The 16,315-nt window shown below is 58.5% G+C and carries 20 protein-coding genes; 7 read left to right on the top strand and 13 right to left on the bottom strand.

Going from position 1 to position 16,315, the window contains the following annotated elements; genetic code table 11:
* Positions 1–2: 2 nt before the first annotated feature.
* Both cyoA and NKL06_RS26110 read right to left on the bottom strand, forming a co-directional pair.
* The gene (cyoA, locus tag NKL06_RS26105; RefSeq protein WP_245263729.1) at positions 3–932 is read right to left on the bottom strand and encodes a ubiquinol oxidase subunit II; all 930 of its coding nucleotides are present in this window, start codon (positions 930–932) and stop codon (positions 3–5) included.
* Between the two features lie 233 nt (positions 933–1,165).
* Positions 1,166–2,056 (bottom strand): MBL fold metallo-hydrolase, encoded by an 891-nt coding sequence (locus tag NKL06_RS26110; protein WP_023668030.1) that lies wholly within the window; start codon positions 2,054–2,056, stop codon positions 1,166–1,168.
* 299 nt (positions 2,057–2,355) lie between these two features.
* On the opposite strand from NKL06_RS26110, the gene NKL06_RS26115 reads away from it, so the two are divergent.
* Positions 2,356–3,513 carry a hypothetical protein gene (locus tag NKL06_RS26115; RefSeq protein ID WP_023691420.1) on the top strand — a complete coding sequence of 386 codons (1,158 nt, stop codon included), beginning with the start codon at positions 2,356–2,358 and terminating at the stop codon, positions 3,511–3,513.
* A 69-nt stretch (positions 3,514–3,582) separates the two neighbouring features.
* On the opposite strand, the gene NKL06_RS26120 is transcribed toward NKL06_RS26115, so the two are convergent.
* The 3 genes from NKL06_RS26120 to NKL06_RS26130 are packed head-to-tail and all read right to left on the bottom strand — an operon-like array spanning position 3,583 to position 6,469.
* A complete protein-coding gene (locus tag NKL06_RS26120; protein WP_023687824.1) occupies positions 3,583–4,104 on the bottom strand; it encodes a ferritin-like domain-containing protein in 522 nt (173 codons plus the stop codon).
* Positions 4,105–4,151: 47 nt separating this feature from the next.
* A complete protein-coding gene (glf, locus tag NKL06_RS26125; RefSeq protein ID WP_023691419.1) occupies positions 4,152–5,294 on the bottom strand; it encodes a UDP-galactopyranose mutase in 1,143 nt (380 codons plus the stop codon).
* Between the two features lie 2 nt (positions 5,295–5,296).
* Positions 5,297–6,469, bottom strand: a complete 1,173-nt coding sequence (locus NKL06_RS26130; protein WP_023691418.1) for a glycosyltransferase family protein — start codon at positions 6,467–6,469, stop codon at positions 5,297–5,299.
* Positions 6,470–6,822: 353 nt separating this feature from the next.
* On the opposite strand from NKL06_RS26130, the gene NKL06_RS26135 reads away from it, so the two are divergent.
* The 3 genes from NKL06_RS26135 (at position 6,823) to NKL06_RS26145 (ending at position 9,390) form a co-directional block, all read left to right on the top strand.
* Entirely contained in the window at positions 6,823–7,539 is a 717-nt protein-coding gene (locus tag NKL06_RS26135) for a glycoside hydrolase family protein (protein ID WP_352581134.1), read from the top strand.
* Positions 7,540–8,240: 701 nt separating this feature from the next.
* Positions 8,241–8,750 (top strand): pyridoxamine 5'-phosphate oxidase family protein, encoded by a 510-nt coding sequence (locus tag NKL06_RS26140; RefSeq protein ID WP_023691415.1) that lies wholly within the window; start codon positions 8,241–8,243, stop codon positions 8,748–8,750.
* A 40-nt stretch (positions 8,751–8,790) separates the two neighbouring features.
* Positions 8,791–9,390: a cupin gene (locus tag NKL06_RS26145; RefSeq protein ID WP_023691414.1), complete on the top strand. Its 600-nt coding sequence runs from the start codon at positions 8,791–8,793 to the stop codon at positions 9,388–9,390.
* Between the two features lies 1 nt (position 9,391).
* Here the strand turns inward: NKL06_RS26145 and NKL06_RS26150 are convergent, their stop codons facing one another.
* From NKL06_RS26150 to NKL06_RS26175, 6 genes are all read right to left on the bottom strand, one after another.
* Entirely contained in the window at positions 9,392–9,688 is a 297-nt protein-coding gene (locus NKL06_RS26150) for a SemiSWEET family sugar transporter (RefSeq protein ID WP_023681146.1), read from the bottom strand.
* Between the two features lie 15 nt (positions 9,689–9,703).
* On the bottom strand, positions 9,704–10,273 hold the full coding sequence (locus NKL06_RS26155) for a hypothetical protein (RefSeq protein ID WP_031207947.1): 570 nt from the start codon (positions 10,271–10,273) through the stop codon (positions 9,704–9,706).
* A 114-nt stretch (positions 10,274–10,387) separates the two neighbouring features.
* Positions 10,388–11,164, bottom strand: a complete 777-nt coding sequence (gene xth, locus NKL06_RS26160; protein WP_023691412.1) for an exodeoxyribonuclease III — start codon at positions 11,162–11,164, stop codon at positions 10,388–10,390.
* Between the two features lie 68 nt (positions 11,165–11,232).
* On the bottom strand, positions 11,233–11,445 hold the full coding sequence (locus NKL06_RS26165) for a hypothetical protein (protein WP_245259911.1): 213 nt from the start codon (positions 11,443–11,445) through the stop codon (positions 11,233–11,235).
* Positions 11,442–11,597, bottom strand: coding sequence for a hypothetical protein (locus tag NKL06_RS26170; protein ID WP_155923313.1), 156 nt, complete (start codon positions 11,595–11,597; stop codon positions 11,442–11,444). Before NKL06_RS26170 ends, NKL06_RS26165 begins: the two co-directional genes overlap by 4 nt.
* Before the next feature lie 63 nt (positions 11,598–11,660).
* Positions 11,661–12,188 carry a YciE/YciF ferroxidase family protein gene (locus tag NKL06_RS26175; protein ID WP_023681150.1) on the bottom strand — a complete coding sequence of 176 codons (528 nt, stop codon included), beginning with the start codon at positions 12,186–12,188 and terminating at the stop codon, positions 11,661–11,663.
* 423 nt (positions 12,189–12,611) lie between these two features.
* On the opposite strand from NKL06_RS26175, the gene NKL06_RS26180 reads away from it, so the two are divergent.
* On the top strand, positions 12,612–14,009 hold the full coding sequence (locus NKL06_RS26180) for a phospholipase D family protein (RefSeq protein WP_023691411.1): 1,398 nt from the start codon (positions 12,612–12,614) through the stop codon (positions 14,007–14,009).
* Between the two features lie 91 nt (positions 14,010–14,100).
* On the opposite strand, the gene NKL06_RS26185 is transcribed toward NKL06_RS26180, so the two are convergent.
* Both NKL06_RS26185 and NKL06_RS26190 read right to left on the bottom strand, forming a co-directional pair.
* Complete coding sequence (locus tag NKL06_RS26185; protein WP_023668045.1) at positions 14,101–14,397, bottom strand: hypothetical protein; 297 nt, start codon at positions 14,395–14,397, stop codon at positions 14,101–14,103.
* A gap of 73 nt (positions 14,398–14,470) precedes the next feature.
* Complete coding sequence (locus NKL06_RS26190; protein WP_023691410.1) at positions 14,471–15,463, bottom strand: YihY/virulence factor BrkB family protein; 993 nt, start codon at positions 15,461–15,463, stop codon at positions 14,471–14,473.
* 193 nt (positions 15,464–15,656) lie between these two features.
* Here NKL06_RS26190 and NKL06_RS26195 point away from each other — a divergent pair, with 193 nt between their 5' ends.
* Together NKL06_RS26195 and NKL06_RS26200 are read left to right on the top strand one after the other, a co-directional pair.
* Positions 15,657–15,881: a hypothetical protein gene (locus tag NKL06_RS26195; protein ID WP_155921617.1), complete on the top strand. Its 225-nt coding sequence runs from the start codon at positions 15,657–15,659 to the stop codon at positions 15,879–15,881.
* The gene (locus NKL06_RS26200) at positions 15,878–16,171 is read left to right on the top strand and encodes a hypothetical protein (RefSeq protein WP_023687836.1); all 294 of its coding nucleotides are present in this window, start codon (positions 15,878–15,880) and stop codon (positions 16,169–16,171) included. Before NKL06_RS26195 ends, NKL06_RS26200 begins: the two co-directional genes overlap by 4 nt.
* Positions 16,172–16,315 lie beyond the last annotated feature (144 nt).

A 16,315-nucleotide genomic window follows, 5' to 3' on the forward strand; every position in this document is an offset into this window, starting at 1 on the left:
CGTCATTCTGCGCCTTGTGGATGATGGGTCATCGTTGCCGCCGCCGCGGGTAATGCCCTTGGGCTCACCTGTGGCTCGCCGCTGGCTGCGCTCTCAGCAGGCCCCGGACCCGGTGGGAGCGTCTGCTGAACGACCGCTTCGAACAGCCCAGGCTGGACATGACCGAAGGAAGCCGGCGCCACATTTGTGCTTTGCCGGGCGAGTTCGCGATAGGCGTTGGCGTTGAGCACGCCGCCCCCGCCACGCAGCGATGACGCCCAGCGGGTGAAGGCATCGGCTGAAACCGCGCTCACACTGAAATTCATATCCGAGAAGCCGTCGCCGCTGAAGTGCGCCGACTGGCCGAAAAAGCTGCCCTCGCGGTCGGCCTGCAGATGCAATTCGGTCTGCATGCCGTTCATGACGTAGACCATGCTGCCAAGCTGGGGCACGAAGAACGTGTTCATCACGCTGGCCGAGGTCAACTTGAAACGCACTGGAACACCGGCGGGGATAACCAGTTGATTGACAGCGCCCACGCCCTGCTCGGGATAGAGGAACAGCCATTTCCAGTCGAGCGCCACCACCTGAATGTCGAGCGGCGGCTGGCTAGAAGGGATCGGTTTGCGCGGATCGAGCTGATACGATCCGTAGTAGATCAGACCGCCAATGAACAGGATGGTGAGCGTCGGGATCGACCAGACGATCAACTCCACGCGTCCCGAATAGGTGAACTCCGGGTTATAGCGGGCGTTGCTGTTCGAGGCGCGGAACTTCCAGGCGAATGCCAGAAGTGCAACAAGCGTGGGAACAACGATCACCAGCATCACCGCCAGCGAGTTCAAAAGGATCGTGCGATTGCCGACGCCAATTGGTCCTTGGGGATCGAGCACTCCCCCCGCGCAACCGGGCAAGAATGCGCCTCCGAGGATCCAGAGCAGTTGGCGTGTCAACTTAGGGCTGGATGGCAACAACACCGGCTCTGCAATCTCTCTTTGCGGGAACGCGTGCTAGGGGCATGCGTTCATCGGGTTTCCATCTGAGCCTCCCCATGGCGCGGAACCTCGCGGCACTTCGCAGGGTGTCGCCCCCTGAGCGAGTGCCCCAACTGTCGCCGGCCGGGTTTGTTCCGCTGGACCGAGTTACTCTGTCCGATGGTCCCGCGTTGGCCAATCCGACCATAATTTCAGAACGATGGCGGCTCGATTGGCCTAGCTATCGGCGACGCTGGCTCGCGCACGAATTTCAATTTCGGCGGGACGGCGAATACCCTGAATCGCTCAGCCAGGTTATCGAGAGCCTGCCGCATGCCCACTCCCGCAGCAGCCGCACCGTGTCCACTGATGACCATCTGGGGACCCAAGGCAGCCAGATGCTTCACGGACCTTTCCGCTGCATCCCAGTCTGGCGTGAAATAGCGCGGCGGACCGTGCATCTCGAGATCCTGAATGGCGACTTCATAGACCGACTCCTGACCGGTGGTGATGAAAGCGTCTCCTACAATGAGCGAGCGGTCTTGCTCGCGCCAGAGCGAGATATGCCCAGGGGCATGTCCGGGTGTGTGCAGCCATTGCCATCCGGGCATTCCGGGGATCGATCCATCGGCGGGCAAGGGTTGCAAACGGCTGCCAAGATCGATTGGCCCGCGTGGAAAAAGCGGTGAAAGCAGCGCCATCAGTCCACCCCCAACCCAGGGATCCGGTGGCGGATAGGATGTGGTTCCGTCCAAATAGGGGTGCTCGAGTGGATGGGCGAAGACAGGCACGTCCCAGCCATTTGCGAGTTCTAGAACCGTTCCCACATGGTCGAAATGGCCATGGGTCAGGATGATTGCAGCCGGCCGTGCGTTAACGCCGAACCGCTTTTCCGCGACCGCTAGAATGCTGCTGCGAGACGTCGGCAACCCGGTATCGATCAGCACCCAGTTCCGATCTCCGCTGCCCGGTGCGCCGAAGAACACGACATTGACGATTGCTAGCCGCAAGTAACCCAGGTCCGGTGCGATGCTCCAAGCGCCGTCGCCACGATCCTCGCGCCTGGCGTGGTCGATCTCGGAAAGTCGAATCTGAACGGTCATGTGATCCCATGCCTCTGTTGTTGCCGAGCAGCCGCTCGAGTGGATGACGGCGGCTGTACATCGCCCCGAACTTGGGACGGGCCTCCTTGTTCCTCATTTGCACGCGGCGCCCGGACAGTTCACCACCGGAACAAAGGCTCTACCAATGGGTTCGGCACTACCCGGCCACGCAAGGACGAGCTGGACTGAGCAACGAACATGGGGCGCGCCCGACTGAATTCGGTATTTCGCCAACGCGGTTCCCGGTCCGGACAAGGCGGCCGAGTTCGAAGCCGATTGCCCAAAGGAGACTTCGAAAAATGAGCGAAGTGGGACGCCAGACGGAGGCCTCGGTTCCGGAAGCTTCGCGCTTCGCCAGTTTTTTCATGGCAGGCTTTGAATGCTCCTCGCACCGGCGCAAGGACGGCGTTCGCCTCGATCTTATTCGTGCGACCTCGCATAATTTGCATGCCCTGGGCGACTACCGCGGCTGCGCCGAACTCGGCCTTCGCACGATCCGCGACGGCCTGCGTTGGCATTTGATCGAAACCGCTCCCGGAACCTATGACTGGTCAAGTTGGGCGCCAATGGTGGAGGCAGCCCGATCGGCAGGTGTTCAGGTAATCTGGGATATCTTTCACTACGGATCTCCGGACCATGTCGATCAGGGCTCGCTGCATTTCATCGACGCCTATGCCTCGTTCGCGGCAGAAGCCGTCAAGGTACACCGTTCGATCACCGGAACATCGCCTCTGTTGTGTCCCATCAACGAAATCTCCTTTTTCGCATGGGCTGTCGAGGTCGGCTATTTCCCGCGCGTGGGGCCGAACAAACGTGGATGGTTCAAGCGGCACCTCGTGAAGGCCGCCATCGCGGGTGTTCGTGCAATGCGGGAGATCGACCCCGCCTGCAGATTTGTCTGGGCCGAGCCGCTTATCCATATCGCCCCTCGTGACCGGACCCGCAGCGAACGGCGCCGGGCCGAAAACGCCCGACAGGGGCAGTTCGAAGCTTACGACATGTTGCTGGGCCGCGTCGAACCTGAGTTGGGCGGGAGCGAAGATGTTGTCGATGTCGTGGGCTTGAATTTTTATCCGCACAATCAATGGTACGTAAACGGGCCGACGATTCCGATGGGACACCACGAGTACCGCGCCCTGTCAGAAATGTTGCTAGAAGTTGCCCACCGCTACGGTAAGCCGATGTTCATTGCGGAGACCGGTTCCGAGGGATCCGGCGGGCCGGCTTGGCTCCACTATGTCTGCGACGAGGTGCGTTCCGCAATCAGTCTCGGAGCGCCGATCGAGGGTATTTGCCTGTACCCGATAACGGCCTACCCGGGCTGGGACAATTCGCGACATGCCGAGGTTGGTTTGTTTTCCGTCATCCAGGCTGATGGCAGGCGACACCTGCGCAAACCCACAGCAGATGAACTGGCCCGTCAGCAAGCTCTTCTCGTGGCGGACACGACGCCTTGAAGAGGCCTCAAACGAGGGAGGGGCGGGCGAGCGTCTGTTTCGAAACGCCGCCCGCGCCGGTGCGGTGCATCAGCTTTTTGCAGTCGCCCCGGCCTCGCGCAGCCTGGCATACCGCATGGTAACGTCGCTCAGATTTTCCTTGAGCCAGTTGGCCATGGCTTCCTCTTCGTTCAGGTTCTGCTTGAGGGCCCTTTCAGCATCCTGGAAGCCCCCGGCGTCGGCCAGTACCAGCAGCGAATTGTAGGCAGCAATCTCGTAGTTCTCGAATGCGAAATTCGCCAGGCTGTTCTTGATGATCTCGTCGCCGGCCATCGAATGTCCAATGGCGGCCACGCTGCCAACCATCGACAAGGCGGTGTCCTTGAGGGTGGAGTGCTCCTCGCCAAGGCCCTCCAGGACGGACTCGAGTCTCGTGATCTGGCCTTCGGTTTCCTGAATGTGCCGGCGCAAGCGATCGGCCACCTCCGGATAGTTCTCTATACGCTCGACCTGAGGCTTCATGATCGACAGCGCTTGATTTTCCATGGCGTGCGCGTTGCGCAAGCCGACGATAAATATCTCACGGCTTTCCGAGTTGAAGTTTGTATCCATCGAGTTTCTCCTTCTGATACCCGCCCGATCTTCCGTCTTGGAAGAAACTATCTTCTCGGCTCGGCCAACAACGGCTCCTCCGTGCGCGCCCAGGCCGGGAGGCTTTTTTGGATGCGCGCGAAAGTGGCCAGAGCCTGTCCGACTACCTGGTCCATGTTGTAATAGCGGTAAGTTGCAAGCCGACCGACAAACCACACGTCTGGGCAGCTTGCCGCGAGCGCTTCATAGCGCTTGTAGAGCACTTCGTTTTCGGGCCGGGGCACGGGATAGTACGGGTCCCCGATGTCCGTGGGATATTCGTAGGTCAGGCTGGTCCGCGAACTCTGCTGGCCGGTCAGATGTTTGTACTCGGTAATGCGCGTGTAATCTTCCGTCTGGGGATAATTGACCACGGCAACCGGCTGAAATTGCTCGCGATCCAGTGTAACGTGCTCGAAACGAAGCGAACGGTACGGAAGGTGCCCGAGCTGCCAGCCGAAATATTCATCGATCGGGCCGGTATAAACCATGCGCCTGAACGGTATCTTCTCACGAATTTCACGGAAATCGGTCTGCAGCATGATCTTGATATTCGGATGGTCGAGCATGCGCTCGAACATCCGCGTGTACCCGCCGGCCGGCATTTTCTGGAAGCTGTCGCTGAAATAGCGGTCGTCACGGTTGGTCCTGGTCGGCACTCGTGCCGTGACAGATTTGCTCAGCTGACTGGGATCGACGCCCCATTGCTTTCTTGTGTAGCCGCGGAAGAATTTTTCATAGAGCTCGCGCCCCACGGTGCTGACGACGACGTCCTCGGCCGTTCGGACATCCTCCACCGTTTCGCGTCGCGACGCGAAGAAATCCTCCAGCTGTGCCGAGGTCAGGTCCAGCCCGTAAAGCCGGTTGATGGTGTCGAGATTGATCGGGATGGGAACCAGTTGCCCGTCCACGGCCGCCAACACCCTGTGCTCGTACGGCCGCCATTGCGTGAACTGCGAAAGGTGGTCCACGATCGTTTGGCTGTTGGTGTGGAAGATGTGCGGGCCGTAGCGATGGATGAGGATGCCGGCTTCATTGTAGCAGTCGTAGGCGTTGCCTCCCACATGGCTGCGGCGATCGATCAGCAAAACGCTTTCCTGACGCTGCGACGCTATCCTTTCGGCAAGCACGCTGCCGGCGAAACCCGCGCCGACGATCAGCCAATCGAACATGGCTATGCACTCCTGCGAAGGGGCACGACCTTCTTGCGTTGATAGGCGCGCTCAATGTGAGCTGCCATGGCATTCCATGTCCGTTCCCAGGACATGTCCGCAAGATAGGCATCGACTTGCTGCAGGAGCATCTGACGGGGTCGCGAAAGGACGGAGCGCAGCTTGATTTCCAGATCGTCACAGTCGGCGATTTCCACCAGCCCGGCAGCACCGTAACTGCGCACCACGTCGACGATTGCCGTCGAGATCACCGGCAGACCCGCGGCGAGGAATTCCGGCGTCTTGGTCGGGCTGATGAAACGCGTCGCCTCGTTGAGGGCAAACGGCATCCATCCGGCGTCCCAATGGCGCAAATAGTCGGGCAGATCGCAGTAGGCTTTCGGGCCAAGCCAATGCAGGTTTTCGGCTTGCGGCAGGCTTGCAGGGTCGATCTTGACGACCGGACCGAGCATGACGAAATGCACGTCCGGCATTGTCTTTGCCGCTAGCGCCACGAGATCGACGTCCAGCCGCTCGTCGATGACGCCGAAATATCCAACCCTCGGGGAAGGAATGCCGGCCTGGTCGGCTGGGTCCCTTCCTGGCCGTCTTGCGGTGTGAAAGTGCCTCACATCGATGCTGCTCGGAAATGGAAAGATGGCAGGATGCAGGTGACGCTTGGTCTCGAACAAGCTTAGACCACCGGTGAAAACCAGATCCGCGCGGCGCAGAAGCGCCTTTTCCATCTGGCCCAGCTCGGGGGGCGCATTCCTGAACGCAGAGAGTTCGTCCATGCAGTCATAGACGCATATGTCTGGGTCGAGGAATTCCGTAAAGCGAAGAGCCATTGGGGTGTAGTACCAGGCGATCAGCCGGCTATGCGGCATAGAAGCGATGGTCTGCTGCACAAATCTCCGCTGGACGGCATCTGCTTTCGCGGCCGACGTGCCGAGCGGCAGCACTGGTGTGACAATCAGAATGTTTTCCGATGCCACGCTCGTCCGCATCAGCGGCTGCGGCAATTCTTCGAAAACGGGTTCTTCAAAGTAGACCACTCGCTGCTGAGCGGATGCGAGAGTGAGGAGATGCTGCGGACGCTGGTGAACAAAATTCCATCGTAAGTGGGAGAAGCAGACCAGTATATTTTCGCGACGAACATATTGACTGCCGGTTACCCCGCCAAAGGCCGCATCCATTGACATACTCCCTCTGTGACACTATTTATGTTACGATTAACATTTGTTAATCGCGAATGGAGAGAACTACTTAGTTCCAGCTCCTAACTTTCGATCAGGTGAGTTGTTCCAACTGAAATGAAGAAGGCCCGGTCGCCCGCTTGTTCCACGCACGAAGCGGGATCTGGTTGCGGAGGCGAGGGCGGCTGTCGGAACCCGGCCGCCACTGAAAGCGTGGTTCAACGAGGAATGCTGGTGGACAGCGGCATTGCCGTATTTGCGTTGAACTCGTTGGCTATAGAATGTGCCTAACATCAATGATTCGCCTGTATCTCTGCGCGTCTCCGACTGCCGAGGCGAATTCCGGGGCTGACATGAACATCAACTTTGAAACCAACGTTTTTCCACTGTTTCATCCGCAAAGCGTGGATGATCTCAAGGACCCGTGTCCTGTCTTCGATGGCCGTGTCTGGCACGTCTTCGGGTCAAGCGGCACGGTCACCACCGAGACGTGGAGAATCTTGCATGCCACGGCGCCCGATCTGTATGGACCGTGGGCCGAGCATGAGCCGATCGAACTTCCAATCAACGGCACTGGTGTTGCGGCTCCCGGTGTGACCCACGAGTGCGGCGTCTTCCACATGTTCATCCAGACGGAATTCATGAAGTCGGGTGGCCGTTGCGAGCATGCGGTTTCCAACGACGGGTTCCATTGGGTAGTCCTCAGTCCGGCCATTCTGGCCATCCCGGACACGGAAGAGGACGGCATTTACGATCCGCATCCGGCAGTCATTGGCGGTGGGCGCTACCTCGTTTATTCGGCTATGCCAAAATTCACCAGGGTGCCTCAGCCCGACATCTATCTGGCGCGTAGCCAGTCCGACTCGTGGTTCGGTCCGTGGAAGCGGATCGGCAAAATCCTCGACCACAACGACGTTCCCCACCATAACACCAGAGATGATCCCGACTACGAATGGGGCATTGAGGGCGCGCAACTGATCGAATTGCCGGACGGCCGGGTGCTTCTCAATGCCACGTGCTTTCTTCCGGACGGCCTTCGGGGAAACCGGCAACGGGTGTTTTTGCCATAGCCGACGAGGTCAGCGGCCCTTACGTTTCGATCGGCCCGGTGCTGGAGCCAGGTCAACCGGGCGAGAACGGCCACTCGACAGTGATGATCGATGGCAGTCAGCTTTCACTGTTCTACCAGAGCCGGGTTGCCACAACCGATCACCGATGGCGCTATGGTTTGGCCAGATGCGACGTCGCTCTCTTTTCAAAGGTCGCGTGATTCCAGGCTGCCATTAGCGCCTTGAGGCGGATCCGCGTCATGCGGCCATGGAACTCCGGAGGGTTGAAGGTGATCCGCGTCGGTGACGGTAGCAAAGTGTCATCGCGAAATGATTTCAGCCCGTTCGTCAATTGTCTCCGCGCATCGATGACACCGCCAGATGCCCGACTAATGGGCTCATAGCTATTTCTTCGGTCCCTTGACAGGGAATGTCGCGTCGCCGTCTTTTTTGCCGGAGATCACCCGCGGATCGGCGCTGGCGACGCCATCGCTTCCCCGCCCTTGTGGTCCTTTTCCGACTGACCCTTTGCGTCCTGCTCGGGTGTCCGTCTTGATGTTCGAAGCGTCTTGTCCACCATCATGGCCTCGCGTTTGCCATCCAAACTTCCGGCAATTTCGAAAGTTCCACCGCCGCTTAGCAGGTCGAAGGAACCAGTGAGTTGGAACGTCGTGGCGGGACGTGAGTTGTAAGCGAGGATATTCACCCGCAGGAGGACGCTTATGGCTAACCGCCGAGAGCAGCAGACGGACCTCACGCCCGCCGAGGCAACAGACCGCATCTGGGAACTCGCCGAGGACATCGACGTCTGCATGTTTGTGACCTGGGACGGCGAGTACAATCGAGCCCGTCCGCTATCTGCGCGTGTGGTCCGTGAAGAAAACGCCATATACTTCCTCGTCAATGACGACAGCGCCAAGAGCAAGCAGCTGTCGACCTATCCAAAGGTCACATTGGCCTGGAGTGACAACAGCCACTACAAATACGTCACGATGTCAGGCCCGGCCACAGTGACAAATGATAGGGAAAAGATCGCCGAGCTCTGGGAGAAAACTGACTCAGCCTGGTGGGATAATGCCGATGATCCCGAGATTCGTCTGATAACGGTCAAACCCGACGAAGGCGAATTGTGGGACAGCCCGGGGCTAATGATGGCTACCGCAACGATGGTGTTTGCGGCCTTTACCGGCGCCAAGCCGAATGTGGGCGACAACGCGAAGGTCGAGCTCTGAGCGAGCGGCTAAACTAACCTCTGCTTTAGAGGCAGCGTCGATGAGCATTTTGGAAACCAGCAAGAAAGTGATCGAGAACGTCACCGGTTTCGCAAGACCGCGCAAGCAAGCTGTCGCCGGATTTGTGAGGCAGCGAAAGTCGAATGAGTTCTGGTTCAAGGATGATGGACTTGTACCCAATCATCCAGCATGGCCGCTCGTCGTTTATCGCGGCGCCGTCGAATTGCCCGAAGGACTTGATCCAGCAGCCGTCATGGAGGTGCTTTTCGATGCAAACGGATGGGGCGATAGCTGGCGAAACGGCATCTATGATTACGTTCACTATCATTCGCAAATACACGAGGTTCTGGGAATTGCGCGCGGAAATGCTGAAGTCCGATTTGGCGGCAAGAAAGGACGAACGCTGTCGCTGAAGGCCGGTGACGTCGCGGTCCTCCCGGCAGGGACCGGGCACCAATGCCTCTCGGCATCCGATGATTTTTTGGTTGTCGGCGCGTATCCTCCGTTTGGGAGTTATGACGAATGTAGGAGCAAGGATCAGCATAGCGATGCGCTCGCAACCATCCCCAGCGTGGGGCGTCCGCGCAAGGATCCTGCATATGGCAGCCAAGGTCCGCTGCTGAAAAGTTGGAAGCGCTAATTTAGTCGTCGGGGTCGAAAGCCTTGGCAACTGCGTCTTTCTCAGCCTGCGGCAGGACTGTCATTGTGAGAATGAAGGCTGACAGCAGGAGACAGACGCCATTCGTGATTATGATCGGCCACTCTGCCTTCATGATGCCGAAGGCCAGCCACAAGGCGAAGCCCAACACAGTGATGGCATACGTCGGCGCGGAGATGCCGCTTGTCTCCCGTGTCCTGATGATTTTCCAGGCTTGCGGGGTGAAACTGCTCATCGAGCAGACGGTCGCGAGATAGCCGATGAGCGTGACTGTCTGCATGGAAGCGGCCCTGGCCTACGTCGCAGATATGCGCTTGAGATCAGATACGCGGACCACGCCGTGCTGGCTGACAAAGGTCAGGGTGGAGGCCGTGCTCTGGCGCTGCGAAACGCCGGATATGCGATGGTCGCCTGTGTCATAAATCTCCATCTTTCCATGATCGTCGATGACCAGGCGGCTTCGCTCAGGAAACGCTGCGTAGCGCATATTGTTTTGAGAACCAGCGGCAGACGGGCTCCCAAGCTCCTCAGGCCACCATGAGCCGGCGTGGGCCATAGCTGCAGAACGATAGCTCACATTCGTGTCGGCGCGTTTTGGCTTGGCGGGATGATCGAGCAGGTAGGCCGAGAGCTCCGCCGCGATAGCGTTGAGCTTCGCCTTGAGGCTGTCATTGAACATGTCGCCGACCATCGTCATGCCGGAAGACCATTGTGACATTCCTCCGAAGTCGACGTGGCTGAACTGGGCCATGGTTCCACCACCACGCCGCAACGCCTCGAGGACAGCCATGACAGCGCCATCGGTGACGCCATGCTGGCGTGCAAGACGCGCAATCAGTTCAGCTTCCTTTTGACTGTTTGTCATCATTGCGTCCTTTGAATCGCTTGGCGCCGGAAGTCCTCATTGCTGGCATGACATGCGGCCAAATCTAATCACGAAGGAGCGCCACCAGGCCTTCAGGCTCCTTGCCGAGGAAGCTCAATCAAGTTCTATCCAGGCTGGGGCATGATCGCTCGGCTTGTCCCATGCACGCGTTTCGGCATCTACTCCGGCATTCTTCAGGCGATCCAATAGGGATGAACTCAGCAAGAGATGGTCCATCCGGAGCCCGGAACTCCGATCGTACCCGCCGCGGTAGGAGAAGTTCCAATAGGTGTAAATTCCCTTTTCTGGATGAATGCGACGGACGGCATCGATCCAGCCCTGAGCAAGCATTTCGGCGTACGCGCTCCGGCTCTCGGGGAAGTAAACGGCATCGCCAACCCAGCGCCCCGGCACCGCCGCGTCGATCGGGCCTGGAACGACGTTATAGTCGCCGCACAGGATGGTCGGTGAGCTATCGCCGAGCAGCACCTGGCCATAGGTGATCAAACGTTGGAACCAGCGAAGTTTGTAGTCGAACTTCGGCCCCGGCGCTGGATTGCCATTGGGCAAATACAGGCAGCCGACAACAAGCCCATTCACATCAGCCTCGATGTAGCGGCTGTGCGAATCGTCGGGATCGCCCGGCAGACCTCGACGACGTTCCAGCGGCTCAATCCCGCGAGCGAGGATTGCCACGCCATTGTAGGATTTCTGTCCGTGCCAGATTGCGCCATAGCCGGCGTTTCTAATCGCATCGACGGGAAATTTTTCGTCAGAGGTCTTCAGTTCTTGAAGGCAGACGATGTCATAGCCGGTTTCGCCAAGCCACTTGACAAGCACTGGCAGTCGGCCGTTGACGCCATTGACGTTGAAGGTTGCGATGCGGGTCATCTCGACGATTTAACGTCTTTGCGCCGATTCGATGCGACATAGGGTCGGTAGCCAAATCTTGCCTTTTGTCATCGTCCATCTGCATTTTTGCTCGAAGCATTGGTGCTTTGACCGGAAGCAGCGGATGTCTTTGCATCTTTGGAATGCGCGGCAATCGCCGGACCCGCGCCGGTAGCTTTACGCATATCGCCGCTCCCCTTGCCGTCAGTCGATTTCTTGCTCAACAGTCCTGAGAAATATTTTCCAAAGAAGCCCATCCGACTCTCCATCTTGGCGCTCATTCGGCGACTTTGCGGGCCCTGAACTCATCTCTGCGCTGTTCTCGCAACTGCCGAGGATCGCTGCGCGAACCACCAAGGGCGCGGCGCCTGACCAGCGCGGCCGAACACTCAAGCAGGAAACATTCCAGTCCTTTGTAGATATGCGTGATCATGTCCTTCATCTCCCGGGACCGCCTCGGCACATAGGTCGCCGAGGCGGTTGGGTAGGCGATCAATCAAGCCGCTTTCCGTTCTGCCGCTCGTTCGTTGACGCCGGCTTCACCGAGGGCAGTCAGCGCCTCGTCGGTGGCCTTCTCCTCCTCAAGTGTCGCATTGAGGAGCGCAACCACGTCATCCTTGCCGAGCGTCGTAGCCCAGGCAATCAGGGTTCCATACCTGGCAATCTCATAGTGCTCCACGGCTTGCGCGGCACCGACGAGCCCTGCATCGAGCGAAGTCGAACCCTTGTACTCCTGAAGGATTTCAGATCCTTCCTCCAGGATGCCGTCGATCGCCGGGCAGGTTTTGCCGCGCGCGGCCGCGCCGAGAATCTCGAAGACCTCCTCCAGACGTTCGACCTGCCCCTCGGTTTCAGCGAGGTGCTTCTCGAATGCTGCCGAAACTTGCTCTTCGGATGCGCCTTTGGCCATCTTCGGCAAGGCTTTCAGAATTTTCTTCTCGGCATAGTAGATGTCTTTGAGGCCATCGAGGAAAAGGTCCTCCAGGTCCTTGTTGTTGCCATTGGCTTTCTTGGCAGTGGGCATTGTGCCGTCTCCTCTGTTGAAAATTGCCCGTCGCGAGCATTTTCTTAACTCGGAAACCCGAACCCGGTTCCGGGATAATGGAGATATCTAAATTTAAAGGGTCCTGCGCTTCACTGAGAACAACGACCACGTCATTCTCGTCGAAGAGCCGCGGCGGGGCGCACGCCATCGGGCTCCCGCCAACGGTCGTGCGGTCTGAGGGCCTGGGACTGCAGGAGACGCAAGTTCCGCGGCGGCAGCAGAGCAGTCGGGGCAACGCCTCTCAAGCCTCCTGACCGCTCTGCAGCCGCTTGATTGCTGGCCCTACTTGCATCCAGCAATTGGGTGATTGGACGCTGCGTATGCAACCAGAATACCTCAGAATGGTTCTAGCTATGATTTGAGCGGGATGGCAGCGAGCGCCGTCCAAAGGTGGCAATTTTTATGGACGTATCACTTTCGCGAACCGCAGACGACAACATCAAGGCCGGCAAGAGCGGCTTGCTGCTTGTCTCGGACAATTATGACGCTTTCGCCGTGCGCGTGCTGGCGGCAAGGAGCGCTGAGCGCAGCCTCGACCTGATGTATTACCTTTGGCATGATGACCACACCGGCCGCTTGCTGCTTCGCGAGGTTTTTCGAGCTGCTGAGCGCGGTGTTCGGGTGCGCATGCTCCTTGACGACGTCAATCCGCGCAAAAATGATGCGGCATATCTGGCGCTGAACCACCATCCAAACATCGAACTGAAGTTGTTCAATCCGAGCGGTATCAGGCGCGGCCGGATCATGCGTGGTGTGGAAGTGCTGTTGCGGCTCTTTGCATTGACGCGACGGATGCACAACAAGGCTTGGATCGTTGACGACAAATTTGCCATTGTCGGCGGTCGGAATGTTGGCGATGCCTATTTCGATGCGGCAGAAACCAATTTCCGGGATCTCGATCTGCTGCTCCTGGGGCCTGCGGTACGGCAAACCGCGGCGATATTCGATGCCTTCTGGGCTTGCAATGAAGCCAAGCCAATCAAAACCTTGGGATCAGTGGCTGAGCATGAGCATGCCAAATGGCTTGAAGGAAGTACCGGCCCCGATCCCAAATTCCTGAACGGCATCGGCAACCGGGGCTCGATCACGGAGTTTATTGCGGCCAGCAACGACGTTCATTGGGTCGATGGCGTGCGGGTCATCTCCGATCCGCCGGAGAAAGTTCGTGGTTGGAGACGTCGCAGCTGGCTTATGAAAGAGCTGCGTCCGATCATCCAATCCACGCGCGGGTGTCTGGAAATTGTGTCGCCCTATTTCATCCCCGGCAAAAGGGGCACAGCGATCTTGCTGGACCTTGTCGGCGCCGGTGTTGACGTTTCGGTTCTGACCAATTCCCTGGCCGCCACGGACGTCGCCGCAGTCCATGGCGCTTACGCAAACTATCGCAAGCGGCTGCTGAGGAATGGCGTCAATATTTTCGAGCTTCAGCCGTTCAACCGGCGCTCCGCAATCTCGGTGTTTGGCTCGAAGGGCGCCAGTCTGCATACGAAAGCTTTCACCGTCGACGACAATATCGGCTTCGTCGGTTCCTTCAATTTCGATCCACGGTCAGTGTCCTTGAACTCGGAAATGGGCGTGCTGTTTGAGGATCCGAAATTGGTCGCCGAGCTGCGGCATCGATTCCAATCGGAAATATCTCCGGAAACAAGCTATCGGCTCGAACTGAAGCACAATGTTCTGCATTGGCATGGATGCGGCGAAGGCAAGATTCAGGACTATACGCATGAACCAGAAGCCGGATTTTTTCGCCGTATCCTGGCGGTCTTCGTCCGTCACCTCCCGATCGAATCTCAGCTCTAGCATCTGATGATGGCCGAGGACCTCGCGATCTCAGCGAATTGCCCTGCCGGGGATCGCGTGAGCGAAACGTGAAACCCTGATCTACCACGGGTCAGCCAGACCGCATCACACCCGGTTCTTCGACAACCGCGTCGCCAATCCCATGCTGTCCGGCGTCCGGATCACTCGGCAACACGTCGGAAAAATTGACTGTGGCGACCAGGTATCCGGCTTCATCGTAGACCTTGATAGTCGATCCCGATTGCTTGGTTCCTGACCCAGGATCCGCCGCCACCGCTACGCGCGCCATCTCTATTGCTCTCGGACTGGCCATCTCCGCACTCGCTAGCTCTTCCTCGAGAGCGGTAGTCTGGCCGGATACTGTCGTCTCAAAGCGGAATTTTGGCATGGGCAACCTCCTGTTCCTATGCAATTCCGGTGTCCGGGTTGCGTTCCAAAGAAACAGAATTGGTGGGAAGCAGCTAAGATCGCCGCGATGGCCAGACCCGTGTCGCCACGAAGGTCAGCAAACCCGTGATCACAATCCAGGCCTGCACCTCGCGTTGGATGGTTGGTCCAAGGTTCGATGTCTGTCGCGACGGGCTCTCTGCCTCCACTATCGGTTGAAGGTCGGACCGACTGCCGAGACGGACGGAATAGGCCCGCGTGAACTCGGCGCCGAGCAGGAATATCTCAGACGAATAGTAAACCCAAAGCAGCACGACCAGCAGTGCACCCGCCGCGCCATAGGAGGATGCAATCGCGCTGGTTCCGATATACCAGCCAATCAGCGACTTGCCGATGGTGAAGAGCAAAGCGGTCACTGCCGCGCCAATTGCGACATCGCGCCAAGCGAGCGACCGGTCCGGCAGGATCTTGAAGATCGCGGCAAACAGAGCGGAAATCAGCACGAATGATACAATGCCGTTTATCGACGCGAGAATGATCGTGCCGAACGGCAGATGGGCGTTGATGACAGCGCCAAGCGCGGAAATGGCGGCACTCGCCGCCAACGACACAAGCAGTAGAAATCCCAACGCTGCAACCAGACCCAGGCTGGCCGCCCGCGCCCGCACCAATCGCGACACAGACATGGGTGGTGGGTCAATCTTCCAGATTGTGTTGAGCGAAAGCTGCATTTCGCCAAACACCCCGGAGGCTGTCACGAAGAGGGTGACGATGCCCACCAAGGTGGCAACAGTGCCGGCGGTTCTGTGAGAAGCGCTTTCGATGGTGCTGCGCAGAAGGTCGCTGGTTTGCGATCCCATCACGCCTGCGATTTCGGCCGACAGAGCGAGTTGAGCTGCTTCATGCCCAAAGACAAGTCCAGCAATCGCAACAACGATCAACAAGATCGGGGCCAGGGACGTAACGGCATAGAACGCCATCGCCGCACCGTGGCTGAGGGCATTGTCGTTGATGAATCCGAGGATGCTCTCCTTGCCAAGAACCCAGGCTTCGCGTGCCACCCGCATGGGGAATTCCTTTTGCCTCAACGAGCAACCTAGTGCTGTCGGCAACGAAAGCGAGACCTGCCGCCAGTGCGCGAGGCGCGATTGCCGAGACACGCCCGCTTGTCTCTGCACGAACGGCCAGAAATGTTCCATGCGGCGCCGGAACTCGCCGGGCTCGTAATGGTTATCGGTCATCCGATTGGAGTGATCAAAAATGCCTGATAATGAAAACCGTCGCGAGACCGGCGCAACGAAGTACCCGGCTAGAACAGGTCCTGATCCTTCGGATGCGTTCTCTCAGGATGCGGCCGGCAACAAGAAACCCAAGAGTGGGGTCGGTCTGACGCGGCCAGTCAATGAGGTGGATGACAAGACGCACCAATCCGATGGCCAGAACGCCCCGGCGAGGCCGGGCGGCGGAAACACGGTCAAGCCATGAACGTTGCCAATCTTCAGCTTGAAGGGTTGATGATGGCGGTCGCGTCAATCAACAACCTGCTCGTTCACAAAGGTCTGCTGTCAATTGACGAGATCGATACCGCCCTGCGAAAGGCAGAGGCGTCCATGACAGGTGACGAGCGGACCTACGAAGACATGTCACCGGCCAACCGTGACGCGATCTGCTTCCCGATCCGGCTTCTGCAGATCGCAAACAACGCGCAAGGCGAACTGGACATCCCACCATTTTCAGAGCTTGCAAAAATGGTTGGGCAAACCAAGGAACCTTAACGTCAGCGGTGACGACACCTGTAGTCTCCGTGAAGGCCTCATTTGACGCCGATGCCACTCTGAAGCGGAAAAGCAGCATCGGCGTCGTCTCGGCTATGAACCGAACCAAATCTCACCCACTGCGTTGAGTCCCGGCGTTGCGTC

The organism is Mesorhizobium sp. C268A, from assembly GCF_040324475.1.
Taxonomy (GTDB): Bacteria; Pseudomonadota; Alphaproteobacteria; order Rhizobiales; family Rhizobiaceae; genus Mesorhizobium.

Excerpts from the sequence above, each read along its gene's own strand:
- NKL06_RS26110 (WP_023668030.1), bottom strand. The coding sequence starts at position 2,056 with ATGACCGTTCAGATTCGACTTTCCGAGATCGACCACGCCAGGCGCGAG.
- NKL06_RS26115 (WP_023691420.1), top strand. The coding sequence starts at position 2,356 with ATGAGCGAAGTGGGACGCCAGACGGAGGCCTCGGTTCCGGAAGCTTCG.
- NKL06_RS26120 (WP_023687824.1), bottom strand. The coding sequence starts at position 4,104 with ATGGATACAAACTTCAACTCGGAAAGCCGTGAGATATTTATCGTCGGC.
- glf (WP_023691419.1), bottom strand. The coding sequence starts at position 5,294 with ATGTTCGATTGGCTGATCGTCGGCGCGGGTTTCGCCGGCAGCGTGCTT.
- NKL06_RS26130 (WP_023691418.1), bottom strand. The coding sequence starts at position 6,469 with ATGGATGCGGCCTTTGGCGGGGTAACCGGCAGTCAATATGTTCGTCGC.
- NKL06_RS26135 (WP_352581134.1), top strand. The coding sequence starts at position 6,823 with ATGAACATCAACTTTGAAACCAACGTTTTTCCACTGTTTCATCCGCAA.
- NKL06_RS26140 (WP_023691415.1), top strand. The coding sequence starts at position 8,241 with ATGGCTAACCGCCGAGAGCAGCAGACGGACCTCACGCCCGCCGAGGCA.
- NKL06_RS26145 (WP_023691414.1), top strand. The coding sequence starts at position 8,791 with ATGAGCATTTTGGAAACCAGCAAGAAAGTGATCGAGAACGTCACCGGT.
- NKL06_RS26150 (WP_023681146.1), bottom strand. The coding sequence starts at position 9,688 with ATGCAGACAGTCACGCTCATCGGCTATCTCGCGACCGTCTGCTCGATG.
- NKL06_RS26155 (WP_031207947.1), bottom strand. The coding sequence starts at position 10,273 with ATGACAAACAGTCAAAAGGAAGCTGAACTGATTGCGCGTCTTGCACGC.
- xth (WP_023691412.1), bottom strand. The coding sequence starts at position 11,164 with ATGACCCGCATCGCAACCTTCAACGTCAATGGCGTCAACGGCCGACTG.
- NKL06_RS26165 (WP_245259911.1), bottom strand. The coding sequence starts at position 11,445 with ATGAGCGCCAAGATGGAGAGTCGGATGGGCTTCTTTGGAAAATATTTC.
- NKL06_RS26170 (WP_155923313.1), bottom strand. The coding sequence starts at position 11,597 with ATGATCACGCATATCTACAAAGGACTGGAATGTTTCCTGCTTGAGTGT.
- NKL06_RS26175 (WP_023681150.1), bottom strand. The coding sequence starts at position 12,188 with ATGCCCACTGCCAAGAAAGCCAATGGCAACAACAAGGACCTGGAGGAC.
- NKL06_RS26180 (WP_023691411.1), top strand. The coding sequence starts at position 12,612 with ATGGACGTATCACTTTCGCGAACCGCAGACGACAACATCAAGGCCGGC.
- NKL06_RS26185 (WP_023668045.1), bottom strand. The coding sequence starts at position 14,397 with ATGCCAAAATTCCGCTTTGAGACGACAGTATCCGGCCAGACTACCGCT.
- NKL06_RS26190 (WP_023691410.1), bottom strand. The coding sequence starts at position 15,463 with ATGCGGGTGGCACGCGAAGCCTGGGTTCTTGGCAAGGAGAGCATCCTC.
- NKL06_RS26195 (WP_155921617.1), top strand. The coding sequence starts at position 15,657 with ATGCCTGATAATGAAAACCGTCGCGAGACCGGCGCAACGAAGTACCCG.
- NKL06_RS26200 (WP_023687836.1), top strand. The coding sequence starts at position 15,878 with ATGAACGTTGCCAATCTTCAGCTTGAAGGGTTGATGATGGCGGTCGCG.